The sequence below is a fragment of the Altererythrobacter xiamenensis genome (assembly GCF_900177715.1).
Lineage (GTDB): Bacteria > Pseudomonadota > Alphaproteobacteria > Sphingomonadales > Sphingomonadaceae > Erythrobacter > Erythrobacter xiamenensis.
Genome location: NZ_FXWG01000003.1, coordinates 53293 through 73370 on the forward strand (window position 1 = coordinate 53293; position 20078 = coordinate 73370).

General features: G+C 61.5%; 16 protein-coding genes. 4 read left to right on the forward strand and 12 right to left on the reverse strand.

Annotated features, from left to right (window positions below):
* Positions 1-12: 12 nt before the first annotated feature.
* The 4 genes from CCE89_RS10830 to CCE89_RS10845 all read right to left on the reverse strand — a co-directional run bounded on the left by CCE89_RS10830 (position 13) and on the right by CCE89_RS10845 (position 9126).
* Positions 13-1320, reverse strand: a complete 1308-nt coding sequence (locus CCE89_RS10830) for an HlyD family type I secretion periplasmic adaptor subunit (RefSeq protein WP_086438117.1) — start codon at positions 1318-1320, stop codon at positions 13-15.
* Positions 1304-3058 (reverse strand): type I secretion system permease/ATPase, encoded by a 1755-nt coding sequence (locus CCE89_RS10835; protein ID WP_234990048.1) that lies wholly within the window; start codon positions 3056-3058, stop codon positions 1304-1306. Before CCE89_RS10835 ends, CCE89_RS10830 begins: the two co-directional genes overlap by 17 nt.
* Positions 3059-3238: 180 nt before the next feature.
* Complete coding sequence (locus tag CCE89_RS10840) at positions 3239-6952, reverse strand: MSCRAMM family protein (RefSeq protein ID WP_159456647.1); 3714 nt, start codon at positions 6950-6952, stop codon at positions 3239-3241.
* Positions 6953-7677: 725 nt separating this feature from the next.
* Positions 7678-9126, reverse strand: coding sequence for an NAD-dependent succinate-semialdehyde dehydrogenase (locus tag CCE89_RS10845; RefSeq protein WP_086438119.1), 1449 nt, complete (start codon positions 9124-9126; stop codon positions 7678-7680).
* Between the two features lie 154 nt (positions 9127-9280).
* Between CCE89_RS10845 and ald the strand changes: the two genes are divergently transcribed.
* The 4 genes from ald to fghA all read left to right on the forward strand — a co-directional run bounded on the left by ald (position 9281) and on the right by fghA (position 12752).
* The gene (ald, locus tag CCE89_RS10850) at positions 9281-10363 is read left to right on the forward strand and encodes an alanine dehydrogenase (RefSeq protein ID WP_086438120.1); all 1083 of its coding nucleotides are present in this window, start codon (positions 9281-9283) and stop codon (positions 10361-10363) included.
* 70 nt (positions 10364-10433) lie between these two features.
* A complete protein-coding gene (locus CCE89_RS10855) occupies positions 10434-11540 on the forward strand; it encodes an S-(hydroxymethyl)glutathione dehydrogenase/class III alcohol dehydrogenase (protein ID WP_086438121.1) in 1107 nt (368 codons plus the stop codon).
* On the forward strand, positions 11540-11908 hold the full coding sequence (locus tag CCE89_RS10860) for a cupin domain-containing protein (protein WP_086438122.1): 369 nt from the start codon (positions 11540-11542) through the stop codon (positions 11906-11908). Before CCE89_RS10855 ends, CCE89_RS10860 begins: the two co-directional genes overlap by 1 nt.
* 7 nt (positions 11909-11915) lie before the next feature.
* The gene (gene fghA, locus CCE89_RS10865; RefSeq protein ID WP_086438123.1) at positions 11916-12752 is read left to right on the forward strand and encodes an S-formylglutathione hydrolase; all 837 of its coding nucleotides are present in this window, start codon (positions 11916-11918) and stop codon (positions 12750-12752) included.
* Here the strand turns inward: fghA and CCE89_RS10870 are convergent.
* The 8 genes from CCE89_RS10870 to CCE89_RS10905 all read right to left on the reverse strand — a co-directional run bounded on the left by CCE89_RS10870 (position 12749) and on the right by CCE89_RS10905 (position 20033).
* Positions 12749-13759 (reverse strand): fumarylacetoacetate hydrolase family protein, encoded by a 1011-nt coding sequence (locus CCE89_RS10870; RefSeq protein WP_086438124.1) that lies wholly within the window; start codon positions 13757-13759, stop codon positions 12749-12751. The genes fghA and CCE89_RS10870 overlap by 4 nt on opposite strands.
* Complete coding sequence (maiA, locus tag CCE89_RS10875) at positions 13756-14400, reverse strand: maleylacetoacetate isomerase (RefSeq protein ID WP_086438772.1); 645 nt, start codon at positions 14398-14400, stop codon at positions 13756-13758. The genes CCE89_RS10870 and maiA overlap by 4 nt, the downstream gene beginning before the upstream one ends.
* Positions 14401-14515: 115 nt before the next feature.
* Positions 14516-15691 (reverse strand): acyl-CoA dehydrogenase, encoded by a 1176-nt coding sequence (locus CCE89_RS10880; protein ID WP_086438125.1) that lies wholly within the window; start codon positions 15689-15691, stop codon positions 14516-14518.
* Positions 15692-15765: 74 nt separating this feature from the next.
* On the reverse strand, positions 15766-16107 hold the full coding sequence (locus CCE89_RS10885; RefSeq protein WP_234990049.1) for a phage tail protein: 342 nt from the start codon (positions 16105-16107) through the stop codon (positions 15766-15768).
* Between the two features lie 11 nt (positions 16108-16118).
* Positions 16119-18059: an acetate--CoA ligase gene (acs, locus tag CCE89_RS10890; RefSeq protein WP_086438126.1), complete on the reverse strand. Its 1941-nt coding sequence runs from the start codon at positions 18057-18059 to the stop codon at positions 16119-16121.
* A gap of 119 nt (positions 18060-18178) precedes the next feature.
* The gene (locus CCE89_RS10895) at positions 18179-18538 is read right to left on the reverse strand and encodes a response regulator (RefSeq protein WP_086438127.1); all 360 of its coding nucleotides are present in this window, start codon (positions 18536-18538) and stop codon (positions 18179-18181) included.
* Between the two features lie 69 nt (positions 18539-18607).
* Positions 18608-19177 carry a hypothetical protein gene (locus tag CCE89_RS10900; RefSeq protein ID WP_086438128.1) on the reverse strand — a complete coding sequence of 190 codons (570 nt, stop codon included), beginning with the start codon at positions 19175-19177 and terminating at the stop codon, positions 18608-18610.
* 115 nt (positions 19178-19292) lie between these two features.
* Positions 19293-20033 (reverse strand): OmpA family protein, encoded by a 741-nt coding sequence (locus CCE89_RS10905; protein ID WP_086438774.1) that lies wholly within the window; start codon positions 20031-20033, stop codon positions 19293-19295.
* Positions 20034-20078 lie beyond the last annotated feature (45 nt).

Below are 20078 nucleotides of genomic sequence, written 5' to 3' on the forward strand. Positions count from 1 at the left end.
TTTCAGGTTTGATCAGTCGCGGAAGGCGGTTTCGCTTAGCCGCGTGATCGGCGTGAAGATGTAGGACAGGATCGAGCGCTTCTCGCCCAGCAGGTTGACGTTGGCGATCATCCCCGGACCGATCTTGAGCGGGGTGCCGTCCTTGCCGAACAGTTGGTCATTCGTCTGGATCTCGACCGTGTAGAAGCTCTCGCCCGTCTGCTCGTTCTGCATTGCGTCGGGAGAGATGGAGGTCACGATGCCGTCCAGCGTTCCGTAAATCGCCCGGTTGTAGGCCGTAATCTCGACATTGGCCCGCTGGCCGAGCCCGACATTGGCGATATCCTGCGGACGGATCATTGCCTCGACATAGAGCGCGTCCTTCGAGGGGACGATCTCGGCAACGGGACTACCGGCCGACACCGAACCGCCTACTGTCGTAACGAGAACCCGGTTTACCAAGCCCGTCACCGGGCTGCGGATGACTGTGCGATCGACCCGATCCGACAGGGCGGGGAGTTCAAGCTGCTTGGCGCTCAGCTGCGCCTGCGCCATCGACAGTTCGCTCGCCGTCTGCGTCAGCCAGTCGCTGCGGCTCTGCGCAGCCTGCGCCTGCGCTTCGGCTACGCCCGAGCGGGCACGGGCCACCGCCGCAACAGCGGAATCGACTTCCTTCTGTGCCACCATGACGTCGTTCTCGGTCTTGATGAGATCGACCCGCGGAATGACCTTGGTCGCCACCAATGGTCGGATCATTTCGAGCTCTTCCTTCAATGCCGCCAGCGTCGAGCGCCGAGCGTCGAGCAGCGATTGTGCCTCGGTTACGGCGCGCTGCGCCTGGCTGACGCGGGCCGCTCCTGCCGCATTCGCGCTCTGAAGCTCCGCCATTCGCGCGGAGTGAAGCGAGCGTTCGATCGCGACCTGTCCGGGCGAGACTTCGCCATAGGCAGGCGCCACGCCGCGCACTTCGGCGTCGAGGCGGGCGATCTTGGCCTGGAGAGCGCTGACTTCGGCGGTCGAGCTGCCATAGGCTGCGCTGGTCATGGTGGGTGAGAGCCGCACGATCACGTCACCCTTGCGAACCGGCTGCCCGGCCTTGACCAGGATTTCCTCGACCACGCCGCCTTCGAGATTGGAGACAACCTGCAGCTTGGAACTCGGCACGACATTGCCGAGCCCGCGAACGCTACGGTCGATCTCCGTAAGCGCAGCCCAGGCGAATATCGCGATGACAAACGCGATGATCGCCCACAGGATCAGGTTTGCCGATTTGCTGGCGGTGAGTTCCTGTTCTTCTATCGACGCGTCGTCGCCCTTCAGGAGGTCAAGCAGCCTGCCCATCTCTACCTCTCATTGCGCTTCTGATATCTGCCACCTGGTTGCGGATCGTCTCGGGCGATCCGTCCATCACGACCCTGCCGTTGGCCATCATGATGATCCTGTCGGCGAGACGCAGGAGGGAAGGGCGGTGCGTGACGATCACGAGGGTGCGGCCCTCGAACTCTTCGCGAAGGTTATTCATCAGGCGCCGCTCGGTATCGGCATCGACCGAGGAGGTCGGCTCATCCATGATGATGATCGGGGGGCGTCCGACCAGCGAGCGCGCCATGGCGATCGATTGCCGCTGCCCGCCGGAAAGGCTCTCGCCGCGATCGGCGAGTTCGAGATCGTAGCCACTTGGAAAACGCGAGATGAAGTCATGCGCCAGGCTGACCTTGCAGGCGCGCACCATCTCCTCTTCCTCGACCTCCTTGCGGCCAAGCAGGATATTCTCGCGGATCGAGCCGGTCAGCAGGACATTGTCCTGCAAGAGCGCGCCCATTTTCGAGCGCAGTTCGGTCGGCGAAAGCTGGCGGACGTCGGTTCCGTCGACGAGGACGAGACCGCTGCTGGGCGGATAAAGCCCGATCATGAGCCGAGCGATGGTCGACTTGCCCGAACCGATCGGACCGATCAGCGCGACATGCTCGCCCTTCTCGATGCGGAAATTGACATTGCTGAGAGCAAGTTCCGGCGCGCCGGGATAGCGGAAGTCGACATTGCGAAACTCGATGGCTCCGTCGAGCTGCCTGACGCCCATGCCGGTGCCGCTCGGGCCCTCGACAGGCTGCTCCATGAAGCTGTTGATCTGACGATAGGCGGTGCGCGCTGCGTTAAGGCGCGTCAGCAGATGTGCGATCGTACCAAGCGGGGCAACGACGCGCCCGGCCAGGATGGAGCAGGCGATTAGTCCGCCGAGCGTCAGCGACTGGTTGGCGATCGCGAAGACCCCGAAAATGACCACGCCGGTGTAGGCCATCGTCTGCGCTGTTCCCGCAATGGTAATCGATACGTTGGAAACGATACGCTGGCGCAGCGAAGCGCCGGCATGACCGGTTACGGCACTGTCCCAGCGCGAGCTCAGGACCGAACCGGCATTGGCGGATTTCACCGTCTCGAGGCTGCCGATCGTCTCGACCAGCACCGATTGCTTGCCCAGCGCGCCGCCCAGTGTCTCGCTCGACAGCTTGCGCATCAGGGGCTGGGTCGCCAGCGCCACGAGTATCACGAGCGGGATCATCGCCATCGGGACGAAAACCAGCCATCCGCCGATCAGGGCGATGACAGCGAGCGTGATGAGAGTGAACGGCAGGTCTACCAGCGCGGTAATCGTGGCCGAGGCGAAGAAGTCGCGCAGCGTGTCGATCTCTCGCACCAGGCCCGAAAGACCACCTGTCGAATGTCTGCCCTGATCGAGCCGCATCGTCAGGATATGATCGAAGATCGACCGCCCGATATCGCGGTCGATCCGCGCTCCGGCCACATCGACGAAATAGGCACGCAACAACTTCAGCCCGAAGTCGAAGATCAGGACGAGAACCAGGCCAATGGTCAGCGCGATCAGCGAATCCGTCGCATTGCTGGGCACGACCCGGTCATAGACGGTCATGGTGAAGAGCGCCGTGACCAGAGCGAAGATATTGATCAGCGCCGCAGCCAGCCCGACCTTGAGATAGAGCGGACGGTTCCTTCGCAAAGGTGTTGCCAACCAGTCGGCGAGCCACCCTTTCTGTTCCTCGATCTTCGTTCCTGCCGGCACTATTTCCAACCCCCTCGGAATTTCGCCTGTTTGCTTATTTTCTCAGGACTTCTGCAGGGAACCTGCATTGCATCTCTATTCTGTTCACGCGGACGGGGCCGCCTCGAAAGGCCGCCCCGTTCTTTGCAAAAATCGTTTTCTTTTCAGACAGCTTTCTCATGTCCTCCTATCGTCACCGGGTCAGACCGCGGCGTTGATCTGTGCCAGCATCATGTCGTCATAGATCACTGAATCGGCGATGCTTGGCTGGATCAGCGCGCTCTCTTCGGCGGCGATGTTCTCTTCCACCTTCAGATAGTTCTGCACGAAAGAACTCGAGTAATCGTCGCCATCCATCAGGATCTGGACCATTTCTCCCTCGACCATGGCCTCACCGCTTTCATTGAATGCGCTGAGCTCGTTGTGGGCGTCTGAGCCGTAGTCGTTCCAGGCGTCCTTCTGGTCCTTCTTGCTGCCGCTTACTGTTGTGACGAACTGTATCGCGGCCATGTAGGAATCCGCGATATCCGGATCGATCGCATAATCTCCGCCCGGATCATCGCCGATCGCATCATTATTGATCGAATTGAGGAAGGCTGCACCGAGATCGCGCTCGAGTATTTCGACAAAGTCGCGCCCGCCGCCTTTCTCGCCGCCGCTCACCCATTCGTGCAATTCTTCCGGGGTGAGGAAAATGTCTCCCTCTTCGTCCGGAGTGCCGCTCTCATTGGGATCCCAGATCGCAAAGTGATCATTGTCGCTGACATTGTCGGCGTTGCCGTCGTTAGATTCGAGATCGACGCCATAGAGCTCGAGAAGGTCCGTTTCGCTCCAGCCTTCTTCCTCATAGTCCTTGTCGCCATTAGGGCTACCATCGCCGTTGGAATCGCCCTGGTTGTCGAGGATTCCGTCGTAGAATGAACTGCCCAGTTGCGATTGCCAGAAGCCCGGCGTGCGGTTTGCCCCTGCCATCATGTGATTGCCGAAGTTGCCGTCGACAGCTTCACCGATCGGTGCGGCGTAATCAGCTCCACTCGTTAGGGTGAAGGTATAGCCACCGTCATAGGTCTGCGTGAAACCGTCCTGTTGCAGTTCGTAGACGTGGATCGTTATGCCGACGAGCGCGCCACCATAACTGTCTGGGCCCAGATTTTCGAAAGAATATGATCCGTCGGCAGCGGTTGTCGTCGATGCGATGAAGCCGTTGTCCGGATTGGCGTCATCGTCGAGGACGATGGTCCATCCTTCCAGGCCTGCCGTAACAGGTTCGTCCCATGTACCGTCGGCATCGAGATCCGCCCATTTGTACCCCGAGATTTCGAACAGCTCGAAGTTGTAGAAGTCCTGTCCGGTGATATCGAAGCCGGAGGTGCCGGTACCGGTGACTGCGATCTGGACAGGGGTGGTGTTGACCCATCCCTCGCGGGTCTCCTCGACCAGCCAGTAGGTGCCGAGCGCAAGCCCGTCGAAGCTGTAGTCGCCGTTCTCGTCCGTGGTGGTCTGGTCGATCAGCGTGCCGCCATTGTCGGGATCGCCGTCGTAGAGGGAGATGGTCCACTCCGGGATACCGCTGTCGCCATCGGCAGGATCGCCGTCGCCGTCGGCATCCTCGAACTTGGTGCCTGCGATCGAGCCGTACTCGACATTGCCGAAGTCGAGCCCCGTGACATCCTCGCCCGAGGTGGTGGAGATCACCAGCCCGCCATTGCCGACGGTCTGGTAGTAGGTCGCATCGAGGCCGCCCTGGGTAAGATCCTCGTAGACCGACTTGCCGATGTCGTCGGGACCAAGCCCGGTGAACGACCAGTTGCCGTTCTCGTCGGTGACGGTGGTCCGGTCGCCTTCGGACAGATCGCCGCTGTCATCGTCGTCGATGAAGATGGTGACGCCTGCGAGCGTCGTGGTCTCGGTGCCCGAGATCGTCCCGTCGCCATTGCTGTCGATGTACTTGGTGCCCGATATGTCGAACAGCTCGAAGTTGTAGAAGTCCTGTCCGGTGATATCGAAGCCGGAGGTGCCGGTACCGGTGACTGCGATCTGGACAGGGGTGGTGTTGACCCATCCTTCGCGGGTCTCCTCGACCAGCCAGTAGGTGCCGAGCGCAAGCCCGTCGAAGCTGTAGTCGCCGTTCTCGTCCGTGGTGGTCTGGTCGATCAGCGTGCCGCCATTGTCGGGATCGCCGTCGTAGAGGGAGATGGTCCACTCCGGGATACCGCTGTCGCCATCGGCAGGATCGCCGTCGCCGTCGGCATCCTCGAACTTGGTGCCTGCGATCGAGCCGTACTCGACATTGCCGAAGTCGAGCCCCGTGACATCCTCGCCCGAGGTGGTGGAGATCACCAGCCCGCCATTGCCGACGGTCTGGTAGTAGGTCGCATCGAGGCCGCCCTGGGTAAGATCCTCGTAGACCGACTTGCCGATGTCGTCGGGACCAAGCCCGGTGAACGACCAGTTGCCGTTCTCGTCGGTGACGGTGGTCCGGTCGCCTTCGGACAGATTGCCGCTGTCATCGTCGTCGATGAAGATGGTGACGCCTGCCAGCGTCGTGGTCTCGGTGCCCGAGATCGTCCCGTCGCCATTGCTGTCGATGTACTTGGTGCCCGATATGTCGAACAGCTCGAAGTTGCCAAAATTGAACTGAACCGCCTCGCCGAAAACTCCGGAGATTGCTTCCGGATTATCTTCGAGAGTGTTCTCGCTGAACTGGAAAGTGGTGGTGCGATCGGCTGTCGCGTCACCATCATAGGTGTTCACCCAGTCTTCGCGCGCACGTTCGGTCAGGGTGATGGTGTAGGTAGTGTTGTTGGCTGCGCCGAGCGGCACCGGGATGATGTAATAACCTGCGGGGTCGACCTCGCCATCGCCGTCGACGTCAATAGTGCCATCGGAAGTCGTGGTCGATCCTGCGACGGTTACGATCGGAGCCTTGGCCCCGTTGCCGTCCTTGTAGGTGATCTCGTAGTCGATGACGAAACCGCCTTCGCCAGCTTCACCTACATCCCAGACGCCATCCCCGTCGAGGTCGTTCCACTTGTAACCCCACAGGAAATTGTCATCGAGGACCTTGGAAACCGACCATTCCTCGAACCCGTCATTGGTCGTGTAAACACCGTAGATCGACGTGGCGTCTTCCGTAACACCGTCGTCTGCTGCGGTTGGATCGTCGATTGCGACCAAATTGTCGCTTGCATCGAGCGTATTGGTCGCACCGAACTCGGAATAGAGCGTTACAAGCGTCGTCTCGGGATTGGCTCCTCCGAAATTTGAAACCGGTACGTAGAAAAACATATCCGACTTGCCGCTGCCGGCCTGGAGCGAATAATTAAGCAGAATGCTGGCATCGCCGGCACCATCCAGATCGTAGACCAGCGTTGTGTTGTCATCGAATGAAGTACCGGTCTCGTCGACCGGTGCCCCTCCATTCCAGGAAACGCCCGGAACAGGCCCCAGAACGTCCCCATCCGCAACATCACTGGTGTAAAGCTGCAACGCGTCGAGCGAAAGCAGAGGGCTGGAATTGAGCTGGTTAATGTCGAGGCGAAATTCGTAATATTGTACACCGTCGATCTCGACGATCGGCACCGCACTCAAAAACAGATTGGTGGTGAAACTGGGGCTTGTGTTCTCTTCGTGGTACACCGGCCGGGCATCGGTATTGTAGCCATTTTCGAATCCGGGAGTGTCGTCGTTGCCGCCGTCCTGCAACCGGACGAAGGCCTGAATTACACCCGTGCCAGAAGAGGAATCGGGTTGGTCTGTAAAAAACAGCGCGCCGTTGATCTGGGCCTCGCTGCCCGTCGTGGGATCATCGTCCTTGTTGTTTGTGAGATCGTAATAGACGGTTTCGTCGGCGTCCTGTGCACCGTCTTCATCATCGTCCGCGAAAAACGACGACTGGTCCGTAAGGTCTACCATTGCAGTCTCCAACACACTTGGCAGCAGCGATAGCTGCCTTCCCAGATCGTATTGCTGACCCATCCGGAGCTTTGGTCGCTCCGTTATTGTGTGAGTTCGACCGAATGGGCCATGCGATCGCATTGAGATCTGCATGGCTCTGCCTGGACTGCGGTAATCCGCTTAGGTCCGGTTATTCGATCGTGCGGCCCGACCGAGCAGCACCGCTGATTGACGCAGTCGCCACGCGACACGGCAGATAAGCGGTTTTGATGTGCGGGGGATTGGTACGACCAAGCCGAGGCGAGTCAATAGTGGGGCAATGGACTGAAAAGTTTGATCAATTTGTAACACATGCAAAAGGCGAAAGAACGAAAATCGCTTTACCAAGTGGCTCAAAAACAGAGAAAAACCGTCAGATCTGTCGACTAAACGGCAAGCATGGACGCAGTCCCGTTTATCTCATGGATTCATTTCGTTAAGGCGGGACAGCGACAGTGCGCATGTACGCGGGCCTACGGCGATCTCGTCTTCCGCTACCCCTAAATAAACTGCTCTGCGAGCCTGACAATGAGGCATCCGCCGGACAATTCGGGCTTTTCCCAATCCATCGGCAGCCCGAGTCGCGATGCAAGGTTTCAGGTTTTCAATCGCTTGACGACTCGTCTGAAGACGCTTTCCACAACGGCGAAACTACAAACCGCAGGTTTGCCGTGTTACCGATACTCTCGCGAGCCCGATCACCGTCAACCCGATGCCGCCACGGTGACGAATTTGGTGTCCGTATAGCCGAGATAGCCCTCGACGCCGCCCTCGGAGCCGAAGCCGCTATCGCCAATCCCGCCGAAGGGGGTTTCCGGCGAAGCGACGAGCAGGTGGTTGATCGCCACCATCCCGGCGCGCAGCGCTGACCCGAGGTAGTAGCTTTCATCCTGGCTGCCGGTGAAAGCATAGGCGGCCAGGCCGTAGCGCAGCGAATTGGCCGTAGCGACAGCTTCCTCCAGCTCGTCGAAGGGCACGATCCCTGCGATGGGACCGAACGGCTCCTCGTTCATCAGGCGAGAGTCCGCTGCGGGCGCAGCCACCACGGTCGGTTCAAAGAAGAAACCTCTACCGCCAATCGCCTTGCCGCCGGTCAGAACCTCGCCGCGATTGCCGCCGAGGTCCTCGACCATGTATTCCATTGCCGGGATGCGGCGACCGTGGGCGAGGGGGCCCATCTCGACGGTCTCGTCCGCACCCGCATCGCCGACCTTCACCTTGCTGGCGCGGTCGGCAAACTCGGCGACGAACTTGTCGTAGATGCTGCGCGCCACGAGAAAGCGCGTCGGAGACACGCAAACCTGCCCGGCATTGCGGAACTTGACGGTTGCACAGGCCGCGACCGCGCTCTCAAAGTTGGCATTCTCAGACACGATGACCGGCGCATGACCGCCGAGCTCAGGAGTGAAGCGCTTCATGCCCTGCGCAGCCAAGGCGCCGAGATGTTTGCCGACCGCGGTAGAGCCGGTGAAGGATACCTTGCGGGTTACGTCTGAAGCGATCAGGTGCTCGGACACGGGGCCGGGGTCACCATAGACGAGGTTGATCACCCCATCGGGGACGCCTGCATCGACGAAGGCTTCGACCAGCAACTGCGCGGATGCTGGCGTATCCTCGGCAGGCTTGAGGATGACAGAGCAACCGGCTGCCAGCGCGCCGCCCAGCTTGCGGCACGGTAGGTTCACCGGGAAGTTCCAGGGGGTCAACAGGATCGAGGGCCCCACGGGCACATGGCGTACCTGCTGCGAGAGAATATTGGCGCTGCGCGAGGGCACGAGCCGTCCCCCGGCGCGCTTGGCTTCCTCGGCCTGGAAGTCGATCACGTCGGCCGCGCCCATAACCTCGGGCTTCGACTGGCTCATCGGCTTGCCCATTTCGGCCGTCACGACGCGAGCGATGGTTTCAGCGCGTTCGCGGATGAGATCGGTCGCACGGCGCAATACCTTGTAGCGCTCAATGGCGGGTGTGGCGCTCCACTTGGCAAAACCTGCGTCGGCTGCGGCGAGGGCCGCATCGAGCTGCTCGGTCGAAGCCTTGGGCATCTGGCCCAGAATCTCTTCATTGGCGGGGTTGATCACCGGCATGGAGCCCTCCGCGCCATCGGCGATCCATTCGCCATTGATGAGCATCTTGAGCTGGGGGTAGCTTGCCATGTGGTTCTCCGTGGCACTTTCCGGTGCGATTGGGGTTAGAACTATAGAGACGTCGCAGTGCCGAACCGGCTGATACGATGCAAGTGAATAGTTACCGTTGTAACTTGTTGCCCGATGACTTAGGGGCGCGGCGATATCCCCCAGGAGAATACACATGCTTGTCGGCGTTCCGAAAGAGATCAAGAACCACGAATACCGGGTCGGCCTGACGCCTGAGGCGGTTCGCGAATATTGTGCTGCCGGACACCAGGTCATTGTCGAGACAAATGCTGGCCAGGGGATCAGCAAGACTGACGATGACTACCGCGCTGGCGGCGCCACGATCGTTGACAGCGCCGAGGAAGTTTTCGCTCGCGCCGACATGATCGTGAAGGTCAAGGAACCGCAGCCGAACGAGTGGGTGCAACTGCGCGAAGGCCAGATTCTTTTTACCTATCTCCACCTTGCGCCCGATCCCGACCAGGCGAAGGGTCTGATGGACGCAGGCGTTTCTGCGGTTGCTTATGAAACGGTCACGGGGCCGGGCGGCGGATTGCCCTTGCTCGCTCCGATGAGCGAAGTCGCAGGACGTCTTTCGATCGAGGCAGGCGCGATGGCCCTGCGCGCCCACAACGGCGGGCGCGGCACCTTGATGGGCGGCGTTCCCGGCGTGCTCCCCGCGAAGGTCGTGGTGCTCGGCGGCGGCGTGGTCGGAACGCAGGCCGCGCGCATGGCCGTGGGGCTGGGCGCCAGCGTCGAGATCTTCGACAAGTCGCTGCCGCGCCTGCGTCAGCTCGACGAGATGTTCCAGGGCCGCGCTGTCACACGCTACTCGACCGCTGGCACGATCGAGCAGGCACTGTCCGGAGCCGATGTCGTAATTGGCGCCGTGCTGATCCCGGGCGCGAGTGCGCCGCACCTCGTCCCGCGCGAAGATCTCAAGTTGATGAAGAACCGCGCGGTGCTCGTCGATGTCGCGATCGACCAGGGGGGCTGTTTCGAAACGTCCAAGCCGACCACGCATGAGGACCCGACTTACGAGGTCGATGGCATCATCCACTATTGCGTCGCCAATATGCCCGGAGCGGTCCCGCTCACCTCCAGCTATGCGCTCAACAATGCGACACTGCCCTATGGCCTCGCACTGGCCGAGCGGGGGATTGCGGCCTGCGAGGAAGACCCGCATCTGCTGCCGGGTCTCAATGTCCATCAAGGCAAGATCGTCAATGCGGCGGTCGCGGAGAGCCTGGGTTTCTGATTCTGACCGGATTCGCCCCTCGACTAGGGCAGGGGCGATAGCTATCGGGTTGGGCAAGGAGAATTGCCCAATGAAAACACGTGCCGCCGTAGCATTCGAAGCCAAACAGCCGCTCGAGATTGTCGAACTCGATCTGGAGGGGCCGAAAGCGGGCGAGGTGCTGGTCGAGATCATGGCGACCGGCATCTGTCACACCGATGCCTATACGCTCGACGGTCTCGACAGCGAGGGTATCTTCCCCTCGGTCCTGGGGCATGAAGGCTGCGGCGTGGTCCGCGAAGTGGGTGCAGGCGTGACCTCTGTCGTGCCGGGCGATCATGTCATTCCGCTCTACACGCCGGAATGTCGCCAGTGCAAAATGTGCCTGTCGGGCAAGACCAATCTGTGCAGCGCGATCCGCGCGACGCAGGGCCAGGGCCTGATGCCCGATGGCACGAGCCGCTTCAGCTACAAGGGCGAAACGATCTACCACTACATGGGCTGTTCGACATTCTCGAACTTCACCGTGCTGCCCGAAATCGCCCTCGCCAAGATCCGCGAAGACGCGCCGTTCGACACCACCTGCTACATCGGTTGCGGCGTGACGACGGGCGTCGGCGCGGTGACCAATACGGCCAAGGTTCAGCCGGGCGACAATGTCGTCGTCTTCGGTCTCGGCGGGATCGGTCTCAACGTGATCCAGGGCGCGAAGCTCGCAGGGGCAGACCGCATCGTGGGCGTCGACATCAACAATTCCAAGAAGGAATGGGGCGAGAAGTTCGGCATGACCGATTTCGTCAACCCGAAGGAAGTCGGCAATGTCGTCGAGACGCTTGTCGAGATGCTCGATGGCGGGGCGGACTACAGCTTCGATTGCACCGGCAATACCGATGTGATGCGCGACGCACTCGAATGCTGCCACAAGGGGTGGGGTACCTCGATCATCATCGGCGTGGCCGAAGCGGGCAAGGAAATCAGCACGCGTCCGTTCCAGCTGGTCACAGGGCGCAACTGGCGCGGCACCGCATTTGGCGGCGCCAAGGGCCGGACCGACGTTCCGAAGATCGTCGACTGGTATATGAACGGCAAGATCGCGATCGACCCGATGATCACGCACCGCCTCAGCCTCGAGGAAATCAACAAGGGCTTCGACCTGATGCACGCCGGAGAAAGCATCCGCGCAGTGGTGGTCTATTGATGGCTGGCGAGGCGCCAAAGAAGATCAGTCTCGCGGAGAAATTTGCCCTTTTTTCAGACTATTGGGCGCCGCGGCTCGCAGCCCGTTATAATGGCAATGAGGTCCGTCTCGCGAAGGTCGCGGGCGAATATCATTGGCACCATCATGGCGAGACCGATGAGCTGTTCCTCGTCATCGAGGGCGAACTCGATATGGAGTTCCGCGATCGAACAGAGCATCTTGCGACGGGCGATCTCATCGTCGTGCCGCGCGGAGTCGAGCATCGCCCATGTGCCCGATCGGGAGAAGTAAAGCTGCTCGTGATGGACGCCGATGGGACTCCAAACACGGGCGACGAAGCCACCGCATTCAAACCGGTGGAGATATAGGATCGAGATGGAGACCGTTTCCGAAAACCGTAGCCATGGCGGCACACAGGGCGTCTATAGCCACTCATCGGGTCAGACGGGCACCGAGATGACCTTCTCCGTGTTCGTGCCCGACCATGCCGAAGGCGCGAAGCTGCCGGTGCTGTGGTATCTCTCCGGCCTCACGTGCACCCATGCGAACGTGACCGAGAAGGGCGAGTATCGCGCGGCCTGCGCAGAGCATGGCGTGATCTTCGTCGCGCCCGATACGTCTCCGCGTGGTGACGATGTGCCCGATGCCGCCGACGAGTATGATTTCGGCAAGGGCGCGGGATTTTATGTCGATGCGACGCAGCAGCCGTGGTCGAAGCATTACAGGATGCGCAGCTATATCGAGAGCGAGCTGTCCGATCTCATCGCTTCCAATTTCCCGGTCGATATGGAGCGGCAGGGTATCACCGGCCATTCGATGGGCGGGCACGGCGCGCTGACCATCGGGCTACGCAATGCAGACCGCTTCACATCGATCAGCGCGTTCTCGCCCATCGTCGCGCCGAGCCAGGTGCCCTGGGGCGAGAAAGCGCTCGGCCGCTATCTTGGAGACGATCGTTCAGCCTGGCGCGAATATGACGCCTGCGCCCTGATCGAGGACAGCGCGCGCCATCCGAACATCCTTGTCGATCAGGGAACCGCCGACAACTTCCTCGAGGAACAGCTCCAGACGCATCGCTTGGCCGAGGCCTGCAACGCAGCCGGCATCGATGCGACGATCCGCATGCAGGAGGGATATGACCACTCCTACTACTTCATCTCGACCTTCATGGCCGAGCATGTCGGCTGGCATGCCGAGCGGCTGAAAGCCTAAGCCTGCACCACCGTCTGCTCGATCGCGCCGAAGATCGAGTGGTTGTCCTTGTCCCGCATTTCGACCCGCACGGTGTCGCCCGGTGCCATGAAGCGCGTCTTGGCTTCACCGTCGTAGATCGTCTCGATCATGCGGATTTCCGCAATGCAGGAATAGCCGCGGCCACCTTCCGACACCGGCTTGCCCGGGCCGCCGTCCTCGCCCTTGTTCGAGATCGTGCCCGAGCCGATGATCGTGCCGGCACCCAGCGGGCGCGTCTTGGCGGCGTGGGCGACGAGCTGCGCCATGTTGAAGGTCGCATCGACGCCGACCTCTGCACGGCCGAAAGGCTCGCCATTGTAGTCGACCATCAGCGGCAGGTGGATGAGGCTGTCATTCCACGCATCGCCCAGCTCGTCGGGCGTGACGCAGACGGGAGAAAACGCGCTCGAAGGCTTGGACTGGAAGAAGCCGAAACCCTTGGCCAGTTCGCCCGGAATCAGGCCGCGCAGCGAGACGTCGTTGACCAGCATGATCAGCTTGATGTGACCGGCGGCGTCCTCGACCGACGCACCCATCGGCACGTCGTCGGTGATGACCGCGACTTCGCCTTCCATGTCGCAGCCCCAGGCCGTGTCGCCCAGCGGGATGTCGTCACGCGGGGCGAGGAAGTTGTCGCTGCCGCCCTGATACATCAGCGGATCGTGATAGAAACTGTCGGGCACTTCGGCATCGCGCGCCTTCCGCACCAGTTCGACGTGGTTGATGTAGGCGCTGCCGTCAGCCCACTGATAGGCGCGGGGGAGGGGCGAGTGCGCTTCCCGCTCGTGGAATCGCTCGCATGGCACCGCCTCGTGTTCGACATCGGTGGCGAGCACTTCGAGTTTCGGCGCGACCTCCGCCCAGTTGTCGAGCGCGGCCTGCAACGTCGGTGCGATATTGTCGGCGGCGCAATAGCGGGTCAGGTCCTTGGAGACGACGACGAGCTTCCCGTCGCGGGTTCCGTCGTTAAGCGTTGCGAGTTTCATGTGGACCTCTCGGGGTTGTCTGGTTGGTTATCGGGGTGAGCGCGCTGGAATCTGTCCAACGCAAGGCAGGCAGCTTCGATCCGTTCGATATGGGGTTTGTCGCTGAAATCGAATGCGAAGCGCCGCGCGTTGTAGACCTGCGGCAGCAGGCAGACTTCGAAGAAACCGGGCGCATCGAACAGGAAGTCGCCGGTGCCAAGCTGGGCGAGCCGTGCCTCCAGCGGTTCGAGGGTGCGGGCGAGCCAGTGACGATACCAGGTGCCAATCTCGTCCTCCGACTTGCCGTATTCATTGGAGAGATATTTCAGCACCGGAAGGTTGAGCGGCGCGTGCAGTTCGGTTGCGATCGCATAAGCCAGCTCGCGAGCGGTGTAGCGATCTTCGACACCGGCGGGCAGCAGGGGATTGTCGGGATAGGCCTCGTCCAGCCATTCCAGCTGCGCCATCGACTGCACGCGGTCGCGGCCATCGGCTTCGAGCAAGGGCACGCTGCCGAAAGGGTTGCGGCTGGTGAAAGCCTCGAGCTTCTGCTCGGATTCGAGCAGGTTCACCGGCACGTATTCGTAGGCGAGTCCCTTCAGCTCGAGCGCGATCCGCAGGCGATAGGACGTCGAACTGCGATAGTAGCCGTAGAGCTTCATGGTTTGCCTTTTCTCTTGGACCGCGCCACCCGCGCCCTCCACCCTTCCACCCGGGGCCTGCCGGGACACAATCCGGGCGGGAGGGTGGAGGGCGCGGGAGGTTTGGCCATCAGGACTAAAACGCCGCGAGGCCGGTGATGCCACGACCCAGGATCAGCGCATGGACATCATGCGTGCCCTCGTAGGTGTTGACCGTCTCGAGGTTCACCATGTGGCGGATCACCTGGTATTCCTCGGAAATGCCGTTGCCGCCATGCATGTCGCGGGCCTGACGCGCGATATCGAGCGCCTTGCCGACATTGTTGCGCTTGACCACGCTGATCATGTCGGGAGCGAAGCGGCCTTCATCCATCAGGCGGCCGACGCGCAGCGATGCCTGCAGGCCGAGCGCGATATCGGTCAGCATGTCGGCGAGCTTCTTCTGGTAAAGCTGCGTTCCGGCGAGCGGGCGACCGAACTGCTTGCGGTCGAGGCCGTACTGGCGCGCGGCATGCATGCAGTACTCGGCTGCGCCCATCGCGCCCCAGCTGATGCCGTAGCGGGCACGGTTGAGACAACCGAACGGACCCTTGAGCCCTTGGACGCCGGGCAGCAGCGCGTCGGCGGGGACCTTCACATCGTCCATCACGATCATGCCGGTGGTGCTGGCGCGCAGCGAGATCTTGCCTTCGATCTTGGGCGCGGAAAGCCCCTTCATCCCCTTTTCGAGAACGAAGCCGCGAATGCCGCCGCCATGCTCTTCGCTCTTCGCCCAGACCACGAAGACATCGGCGAAGGGCGCGTTGGAAATCCAGGTCTTGGACCCGTTGAGGATGTATCCGTCGCCATCCTTCTTGGCATGGGTCTTCATGCCGCCCGGATCGGATCCGGCATCGGGCTCGGTCAGGCCGAAACAGCCGATCAGTTCGCCCGAGGCGAGTCCGGGAAGATACTTTTTGCGCTGTTCTTCCGAGCCATAAGCGTGGATCGGATACATCACGAGGCTGGACTGGACCGAGGCCATCGAACGATAGCCGCTGTCGACCCGCTCGATCTCGCGCGCGATCAGGCCATAGGCGACATAGCTTGCGCCGGCGCCGCCATATTCTTCGGGAACGGTCGCGCCGAGCAGGCCCGCTTGCCCGAACAGGGGGAAGAGTTCGGGCGCGTCGACCTCCTCGCGGAAAGCGTCAATCACGCGCGGCTGCAGTTCGCTCTGGGCAAAGCCGTGCGCGGCGTCGCGGATCATCCGCTCGTCCTCGGTCAGCTGGCTTTCGAGATCGAAGGGGTCTTCCCAATTGAACGGCACCATTCCGGCCACGTTGCTACTCCTGTTATGCTGTATGCGAGCCGTCTCTCGCAGGAGAATGGCCGGTTTTCAACCGCTCAACTGCGCATCGGAAAGCGGCCTTCGATCGCTATGCAATGCCTGATGTTGCGGCCGCGCGTATCGGGCAGCGCAAAGGTCGTGCGACCGTCGCCCCCGTATTGCGTTCCCAGCAGCGAAAACAGCGCCGTGTTCTTCGATATTTCCATCAAGCGTCCATCGGCATGCGTCCATCCGCGCGGGCAGAAATTATAGGGAAATTCGCGGATTTCCCCGATCATTGGTTCAGGATCGCGAGGCTTGGCGCGGTCGAAAACCGATTGCGCGAGCGTTGCGGTGGACATCGTCAGCGCCCCCGTAACGAGCGCAAGGCGGGCCGCGTCGGACAAGGTCGATTTCATAACAAGGCCTTTCACGTCTGCGGGCGGTTTGCGACGAGATCATCGACCACCCCCGGGTCGGCAAGGGTCGATGTATCGCCGAGGTTCGACATGTCGTTTTCGGCGATCTTCCGGAGGATGCGGCGCATGATCTTGCCGCTGCGCGTCTTGGGCAGGCCTGGAGCGAATTGGAGCACATCGGGCGTGGCGATGGGGCCGATTTCCTTACGGACCCACTGGACCAGCTCCATGCGCAGTTCCTCGCTGTCCTCGGTGCCGGCGTTGGTGGTGACATAGGCATAGATGCCCTGTCCCTTGATGTCGTGCGGCATGCCGACCACCGCGGCTTCTGCGACGAGGTGATGCTCCACCAGCGCGCTTTCGACCTCGGCGGTGCCCATGCGGTGGCCGGAAACGTTGATCACATCGTCGATCCGGCCGGTGATCCAGTAGTATCCGTCCTCGTCGCGGCGGCATCCGTCGCCGGTGAAGTAGTAGCCGGGGTACTGGCTGAAATAGGTGTCGAAGAAGCGCTGGTGATCGCCATAGACGGTGCGCATCTGGCCGGGCCAGCTATCGGTGATGACGAGTGCGCCCGAGGTCGCACCTTCCAGCACCGTGCCTTTCTCCGGATCGAGCACGGCAGGCTTGACGCCGAACATCGGCTTGGAAGCGCTGCCGGGTTTGAGGTCGGTCGCGCCAGGCAGCGGGGTGATCATCGCGCCGCCAGTTTCGGTTTGCCACCAGGTGTCGACAATCGGGCAGCGCCGCTCTCCCACGACGCGGTGATACCAGTCCCATGCCTCCGGGTTGATCGGCTCTCCGACCGAACCGAGCAATCGCAAGGACTTGCGTGAGGTTTGTGTGACGTATTCATCGCCTTCGCGCATCAGGGCGCGCAGGGCTGTCGGCGCGGCGTAGAAAATCTCGACGGCATACTTGTCGACCACCTGCCAGAAGCGCGAATGGTCGGGAAAGTTAGGAACGCCCTCGAACATGACTTGCGTCGCGCCGTTCATGAAGGGCGCGTAGACGACGTAAGAGTGTCCGGTGACCCAGCCAACGTCGGCGGCGCACCAGTAGACCTGGCCGGGCCGGTAATCGAAGACGTATTCGTGCGTCATGCTCGTCCACACGGCATAGCCGCCAGTGGTGTGGAGCACGCCCTTGGGCTTGCCGGTAGAGCCGGAGGTGTAGAGGATGAACAGCGGGTCTTCCGCGTCCATGACCTCGGGCTCGCAGTCGGCGCTCTGACCGGCAACGGTATCGGCCCAGCTGACATCGCGGCCATCGACCATGGGAACGTTAGCGCCGGTGTGCTCGAGCACGATGACGGTATCGACATGCGCTTTCTCGCAGGCCGCATCGACATTTGCTTTCAGGGGGATGGTCTTGCCGCCGCGCAGACCTTCGTCGGCGGTAACGACGATGGTCGATTGGCAATCCTCTATCCGCCCGGCGAGCGCGTCGGGGGAGAAGCCTGCAAAGACCACCGAGTGCACGGCGCCGATACGCGCACAGGCGAGCATCGCAATCGCCGCTTCGGGCACCATCGGCAGGTAAATCGTGACGCGATCGCCCTTGCTTACCCCGTTCGCCTTGAGCGCATTGGCGAAGCGGCAGACCTCGGCGTGAAGTTCGCGGTAGGTCAGCTTCCGGTCGGGGGAAGACGGGTCGTCAGGCTCCCACAGGATCGCGACCTGATCGCCGCGCGTGTCGAGATGACGGTCGAGCGCATTGGCGCAGATGTTCAACTTGCCGCCGGTAAACCAGCTGATGTGAAAATCGTCCCTGTCGAAGGACGTGTCCTTCACGGTGTCGAAAGGCGCGATCCAGTCGATGCGCTGCGCTTCTTCGCGCCAGAATCCCTCGGGGTCCTCGATGGAGCGGCGATATTTCTGCTCGTAGGTTTCGCGGTCGATCTTGGCGGATCCGGCCCAGTCTTCCGGGACCGGAAAAAGCGCGTCGCTCATTCAACTCTCTCCTCTCGTTGAGAGAAGCGATAGGCGATGGAAGCGGTGGAGTGAAGCGGTAAGGGGTGGTTAAATCCGCCACCGTCTACGAGAAGCGCGATTTAAGCCCGCAGCTTCTGTCAGGCGGCAGCGAGCACCGAATTGACGGTTTCGATCATCCGCGCCGGCGGACATGGCTTGGTGAGCGTCTTCGCACCGGGAAAACGTGCGCTCACCTCTTCGCTCGAATACCGACCGGAGTGAAAAATGATCGGAATGTCCTCGTCGGCTAGCCTTTGCGCGAGCGGAAAGACAATTCCGTCATCGAGCTCGATATCGAGGATCGCAATGTCAGGCTTGTCTTTCTGGAAGGCAAGCATTGCGGAGGAATTGTCCGCGTGCGGACCTTCGACTGTGTAGCCGGCTTCCTCGACCGTGTCGCAAAGATCGAAGGCGATGATGAACTCGTCTTCGGCTACCAATACTCGTGCTTGCGTCATGCTGGGTCTCCCGGAATCGGCTTCGCGACACCGAAAATAACACAGAATGCTGCGGAAATGTTCCCAACTCTATCCGTTTTGGCCGTAGCGTTCGGCGAAAGCGTTCTCGTCACCCGCCGCCAGCAGCTTGGCCTGGGTCACCCAGTCGTCGCGCCGAATGCGTCCCTGGAAGCGGCCAAGCTTCGAATCCACTCGGTCGATTTCGGTGTCGTCCCATGCCGCGATCTGGTCAAATCGGGTGATGCCTATAGTGCCGAGCATGGCGGCCAGTTTCGGTCCAAGCCCCTTGATCCGGGTCAGGTCGTCTGCGTCGCCGACATCGGTTGAAGAAGACGCGCTTGCCTCCGCCACATTGGGCTTGGAGGGCGTGATCGCGGGACCCGCCTCGGCATCCGCCGTCGCTCCTGCGTGGGCAACCTCCTGCGTGTTCGCCACATTCGAGAGTTCGTCTGCACCTGGTGGCGGATCGATCAGGGCTTGGTTGCGCTTGGCCTTCTCTGCGCCCTCGTCAAGCACGTCCTTGCGTTCACTGACGACCGACGTCTTGCGATTGGCAACAAGAACGAACCAGGCGACCGCGAGGCCGATGACGAAAGCGATGAGGATATAAGGCCAGTAAGCCTCGATCAGTTCGGGCATGGGCGATTCTACTCCTTGGGCGGGCCTCCGCGGCCCCAGATTAACAAGCCAAGCGCGAGGCCCATTGCATAGGCCACGAGCGAGAGAGCGAGGACTTCCGACCAGATTGGCATGATTACCTCGGTCCCGGGGTGTCAACGGGCGTGGGCTGCAAAGGTTGCGTCGCGATCACGGAGAACTCGATCCTGCGGTTCGCCGGATCCTGCGGAGAGAGGCCGTCGATCGGTGTGGAAGACCCGACGCCTTCCGCGCGCAAGCCCTCCGCCGGGATGCCACGCTGGACCAGGGCGCGACGGATCGCCGTGGCGCGCGCTCGAGAAAGGTCCAGATTGGCTTCTTCCGAGCCCGAGGCATCGGTATGACCGGTGATCGCGATCTTCGCGCCGAGGCACGGATTGAGCGCGGCGGCAACCTCGTCGAGCAGCGGCTGGCTGGCCGCATCGACCACGCTCGAACTTTCTTCGAACCGGATCGTTCGGGCTTCGAGCAGGGCGTTCACATCGTCCTGGCAATGCATCGGGGACACGGGCACCAGCCCGCCTTGCGCCTGTATGGTCCCGTCAGACCAGTCGACGCCGCCAACGCCGGGGAGGGCGGCCACCGCTTTCGCCACGCGATCACGCCTGGTCTCATCGAGATTTTCGCCACCAGAGAGCGTGGGGTGACGCGTAGGCCAGCCGAGCCCGGTACTGAACCGCGCCGTGACCGGAGCTCCGTCAGCCTCCGCTATCGCTGCTTCGGTGGCATCCGATAACCTGGCAACAAACTCCTCGTCGCTTGCGGCCCCGCCGAAAAGGCCGGTCGCTCCGGCAACGAGCGCTCCTGCAATGATCGGTAACTGCGGACGAACTGACATGACCATGCCCTTAGCCAGCACGTCCGCAGGATTAAAGGCGTAATT